The sequence below is a fragment of the Rathayibacter sp. YIM 133350 genome (assembly GCF_037404875.1).
Classification (GTDB): domain Bacteria; phylum Actinomycetota; class Actinomycetes; order Actinomycetales; family Microbacteriaceae; genus Orlajensenia.
Window position 1 is genome coordinate 1 of record NZ_JBBELO010000041.1, and the last position, 5,617, is coordinate 5,617.

Genomic DNA, 5,617 nt, shown 5'->3' on the forward strand with positions numbered 1-5,617 from the left:
TCTTGCCAATTTAAGTCCGGCGGTGTCCTACTCTCCCACAGGGTCTCCCCTGCAGTACCATCGGCGCTGCGAGTCTTAGCTTCCGGGTGCGGAATGGGTCCGGGCGTTTCCCTCGCGCTATGGCCGCCGAAACACTATGGATATATCAAAGTGTGAACGGTGAACAAAACGGTGTTTGTTCGGTGTTCCCGACCGTATATCGGGAACCACATAGTGGACGCGAGCGTTCTTTTGTCCCCACATGCCAGCCTTACAACATGCATGTGAGTGGTGATTATCAAGATATCGGCTTATTAGTACCGGTCAGCTGCACGCCTTGCGGCGCTTCCACATCCGGCCTATCAACCCAGTCGTCTGGCTGGGAGCCTCTCCCCCTAGGGGATGGAAATCTCATCTCGAGGCCGGCTTCCCGCTTAGATGCTTTCAGCGGTTATCCATCCCGAACGTAGCTAACCAGCGGTGCTCCTGGCGGAACAACTGGCACACCAGAGGTTCGTCCAACCCGGTCCTCTCGTACTAGGGTCAGATCCTCTCAAATTTCCTGCGCGCGCAGCGGATAGGGACCGAACTGTCTCACGACGTTCTAAACCCAGCTCGCGTACCGCTTTAATGGGCGAACAGCCCAACCCTTGGGACCTACTCCAGCCCCAGGATGCGACGAGCCGACATCGAGGTGCCAAACCATGCCGTCGATATGGACTCTTGGGCAAGATCAGCCTGTTATCCCCGAGGTACCTTTTATCCGTTGAGCGACAGCGCTTCCACAAGCCACTGCCGGATCACTAGTCCCGACTTTCGTCCCTGCTCGACTTGTCAGTCTCACAGTCAAGCTCCCTTGTGCACTTACACTCGCCACCTGATTGCCAACCAGGTTGAGGGAACCTTTGGGCGCCTCCGTTACTCTTTAGGAGGCAACCGCCCCAGTTAAACTACCCACCAGGCACTGTCCCTGAACCGGATCACGGTTCGAAGTTAGATATCCAGAGTGACCAGAGTGGTATTTCAACAATGACTCCACCTGAACTGGCGTCCAAGCTTCACCGTCTCCCACCTATCCTACACAAGCCACACCGAACACCAATACCAAGCTATAGTAAAGGTCACGGGGTCTTTCCGTCCTGCTGCGCGTAACGAGCATCTTTACTCGTAATGCAATTTCGCCGAGTTCGCGGTTGAGACAGCTGGGAAGTCGTTACGCCATTCGTGCAGGTCGGAACTTACCCGACAAGGAATTTCGCTACCTTAGGATGGTTATAGTTACCACCGCCGTTTACTGGGGCTTAAATTCTCAGCTTCGCCTTGCGGCTAACCGTTCCTCTTAACCTTCCAGCACCGGGCAGGCGTCAGTCCGTATACATCGTCTTGCGACTTGGCACGGACCTGTGTTTTTAGTAAACAGTCGCTTCCCACTGGTCTCTGCGGCCTTCCACGCTTCCGGCAGCAAGTGCCATCACGTTTCCGGCCCCCCTTCTCCCGAAGTTACGGGGGCATTTTGCCGAGTTCCTTAACCACGATTCTCTCGATCTCCTTAGTATTCTCTACCTGACCACCTGAGTCGGTTTGGGGTACGGGCGGCTGGAACCTCGCGTCGATGCTTTTCTTGGCAGCATAGGATCACCGAATTCCCCTTGACGGGTATGCATCAGATCTCAGGCATCATGAACGACGGATTTGCCTATCGTTCGCCCTACATCCTTGCCCCGGGACAACCATCGCCCGGTACGGCCACCTTCCTGCGTCACACCTGTTATTACGCTCACCGCACCAGTCAGGGTCCCACGCTCCCCATCCCGGTGTCACCCGAAGGTGACGGTGGGATGGTTCGGATGGTTAGCATTACTGGATTGGCGTGGGCGGTTCTTCGCCGGTACGGGAATATCAACCCGTTGTCCATCGACTACGCCTGTCGGCCTCGCCTTAGGTCCCGACTTACCCAGGGCGGATTAGCCTGGCCCTGGAACCCTTGGTCTTCCGGAGGACGGGTTTCTCACCCGTCTTTCGCTACTCATGCCTGCATTCTCACTCGTGTGGCCTCCACGGCTGGTTTACACCGCCGCTTCACCGGCCACACGATGCTCTCCTACCACTCCGTACGCCTGGACCGGGAAACCCGGCCGGGCTGTTATACGAAATCCACGACTTCGGTGGCATGCTTGAGCCCCGTTACATTGTCGGCGCGGAATCACTTGACCAGTGAGCTATTACGCACTCTTTCAAGGGTGGCTGCTTCTAAGCCAACCTCCTGGTTGTCTGTGCAACTCCACATCCTTTCCCACTTAGCATGCGCTTAGGGACCTTAGTCGGTGGTCTGGGTTGTTTCCCTCTCGACGATGAAGCTTATCCCCCACCGTCTCACTGCTGCGCTCTCACTTACCGGCATTCGGAGTTTGGCTGACGTCAGTAACCTTGTAGGGCCCATCGGCCATCCAGTAGCTCTACCTCCGGCAAGAAACACGCAACGCTGCACCTAAATGCATTTCGGAGAGAACCAGCTATCACGAAGTTTGATTGGCCTTTCACCCCTATCCACAGCTCATCCCCTCCATTTTCAACTGAAGTGGGTTCGGCCCTCCACGACGTCTTACCGTCGCTTCAGCCTGGCCATGGATAGATCACTTCGCTTCGGGTCTAGGACATGCGACTGAATCGCCCTATTCAGACTCGCTTTCGCTACGGCTACCCCACACGGGTTAACCTCGCCACATATCGCTAACTCGCAGGCTCATTCTTCAAAAGGCACGCTGTCACCCCAACAAGGAGGCTCCAACGGTTTGTAAGCAAACGGTTTCAGGTACTATTTCACTCCCCTCCCGGGGTACTTTTCACCTTTCCCTCACGGTACTTGTCCGCTATCGGTCATCTGGGAGTATTTAGGCTTATCAGGTGGTCCTGACAGATTCACACGGGATTTCTCGGGCCCCGTGCTACTTGGGATCCTCCCCACCCTGGGCACGCATTTCGACTACCGGGCTCGCACCGTCTACGGCCAGGCATTCAAACCTGTTCGTCTATACGCACCACATCGATGTCACCTACGGCAGTAGATGTTGGGAGTCCCACAACCCCGACCATGCAACCCCTGCCGGGTATCACACATGGCTCGGTTTAGCCTGTTCCGCGTTCGCTCGCCACTACTGACGGAATCACTATTGTTTTCTCTTCCTGTGGGTACTGAGATGTTTCACTTCCCCACGTTCCCTCTACCCGCCCTATACATTCAGGCGGGAGTCACCAGGTCACCCAAAGGGCCTGGCGGGGTTTCCCCATTCGGAAATCCTCGGATCACAGCTCGTTTATCAACTCCCCGAGGCTTATCGCAGATTACGACGTCCTTCTTCGGCTCCAGATGCCAAGGCATCCACCGTTTGCTCTTAGAATCTTGAAATCACATGAGTTCGATCGAATTCGTTGAACAACAACACCCCGAAGAGTGCCGCTGTCGAAATTGACCAATGATCAGTCCGGTACACCCCGAAGGGCACACCATTCATGATCTTTGTGACCGACCTTCGAAAAGGTCGATCTAAGATGCTCGCGTCCACTGTGTAGTTCTCAAAATACGGGCGGTACCTCCCCCCACCCAGCCGCAGAAAGCGAATGCCGGACAGGACAAGGCCCAGAGGATCCCAACCAGCCGCCCTCCCCACAGGGAAGACAAACTGGTGCTGGTCCCTCAGGACCCAACAACGTGCACACGCGCCCCGGCAATGAACCCCCACCGTTCCCACCAACCCGAAAGCCGGCGTACTGAGCGGAGAAACATCCCCGACACGCTTTGTCAAACGTTCCACCCATGAGCCACCAGCAAGAACATTCGTCTTGTACTGGCATGCCTGGACACCCCGAAGAGTGCCAGATGCTCCTTAGAAAGGAGGTGATCCAGCCGCACCTTCCGGTACGGCTACCTTGTTACGACTTAGTCCTAATCACCGATCCCACCTTCGACGGCTCCCTCCACAAGGGTTGGGCCACCGGCTTCGGGTGTTACCGACTTTCATGACTTGACGGGCGGTGTGTACAAGGCCCGGGAACGTATTCACCGCAGCGTTGCTGATCTGCGATTACTAGCGACTCCGACTTCATGAGGTCGAGTTGCAGACCTCAATCCGAACTGAGACCGGCTTTTTGGGATTCGCTCCACCTTACGGTATCGCAGCCCTTTGTACCGGCCATTGTAGCATGCGTGAAGCCCAAGACATAAGGGGCATGATGATTTGACGTCATCCCCACCTTCCTCCGAGTTGACCCCGGCAGTATCCCCTGAGTTCCCACCATAACGTGCTGGCAACAGAGGACGAGGGTTGCGCTCGTTGCGGGACTTAACCCAACATCTCACGACACGAGCTGACGACAACCATGCACCACCTGTACACCGACCTTGCGGGGCGACCATCTCTGGCCGTTTCCGGTGTATGTCAAGCCTTGGTAAGGTTCTTCGCGTTGCATCGAATTAATCCGCATGCTCCGCCGCTTGTGCGGGCCCCCGTCAATTCCTTTGAGTTTTAGCCTTGCGGCCGTACTCCCCAGGCGGGGAACTTAATGCGTTAGCTGCGACACGGAGACCGTGGAAAGGCCCCCACATCTAGTTCCCAACGTTTACGGCGTGGACTACCAGGGTATCTAATCCTGTTCGCTCCCCACGCTTTCGCTCCTCAGCGTCAGTTACGGCCCAGAGATCTGCCTTCGCCATCGGTGTTCCTCCTGATATCTGCGCATTCCACCGCTACACCAGGAATTCCAATCTCCCCTACCGCACTCTAGTCTGCCCGTACCCACTGCAGGCCCGAGGTTGAGCCTCGGGATTTCACAGCAGACGCGACAGACCGCCTACGAGCTCTTTACGCCCAATAATTCCGGACAACGCTCGCACCCTACGTATTACCGCGGCTGCTGGCACGTAGTTAGCCGGTGCTTTTTCTGCAGGTACCGTCACTTTCGCTTCTTCCCTGCCAAAAGAGGTTTACAACCCGAAGGCCGTCATCCCTCACGCGGCGTTGCTGCATCAGGCTTGCGCCCATTGTGCAATATTCCCCACTGCTGCCTCCCGTAGGAGTCTGGGCCGTGTCTCAGTCCCAGTGTGGCCGGTCACCCTCTCAGGCCGGCTACCCGTCGTCGCCTTGGTGAGCCATTACCTCACCAACAAGCTGATAGGCCGCGAGCTCATCCCCAACCGAAATTCTTTCCAAACACAGACCATGCGGCCGTGTCTCATATCCGGTATTAGACGCCGTTTCCAGCGCTTATCCCAGAGTCAGGGGCAGATTGCTCACGTGTTACTCACCCGTTCGCCACTAATCCACCCAGCAAGCTGGGCTTCATCGTTCGACTTGCATGTGTTAAGCACGCCGCCAGCGTTCGTCCTGAGCCAGGATCAAACTCTCCGTAAAAGAATCCCAGCCAACCACCCGAAAGCGGCCAACCAAAACCAATTGTGCGCCAACCACCGGAATAGGCAGCCAGACGCGAGTTTGAAACTGACAAAACAGGTCATTACTGACATGTTGTCCAATTTGTTTTATTCCAAAGGAATCCCGAACCAACCAAAAAGGTCAGCCACGGGGTATTTGGCATTTGACAATGTGCACGCTGTTGAGTTCTCAAGGACCAGACGCACCCG

Annotated in this window: 3 rRNA genes; all 3 read right to left on the reverse strand. The window is 56.0% G+C overall.

Annotation, left to right across the window (positions count from 1 at the left end):
• Nucleotides 1–14: 14 nt before the first annotated feature.
• The 3 genes from rrf to WDJ51_RS15495 all read right to left on the reverse strand — a co-directional run bounded on the left by rrf (nucleotide 15) and on the right by WDJ51_RS15495 (nucleotide 5,387).
• Nucleotides 15–131, reverse strand: a 5S ribosomal RNA gene (gene rrf / locus WDJ51_RS15485).
• A gap of 142 nt (nucleotides 132–273) precedes the next feature.
• Nucleotides 274–3,385, reverse strand: a 23S ribosomal RNA gene (locus WDJ51_RS15490).
• Between the two features lie 482 nt (nucleotides 3,386–3,867).
• Nucleotides 3,868–5,387: ribosomal RNA gene (locus WDJ51_RS15495) — 16S ribosomal RNA — on the reverse strand.
• Together the 16S, 23S and 5S rRNA genes form the textbook arrangement of a ribosomal RNA operon.
• Nucleotides 5,388–5,617 lie beyond the last annotated feature (230 nt).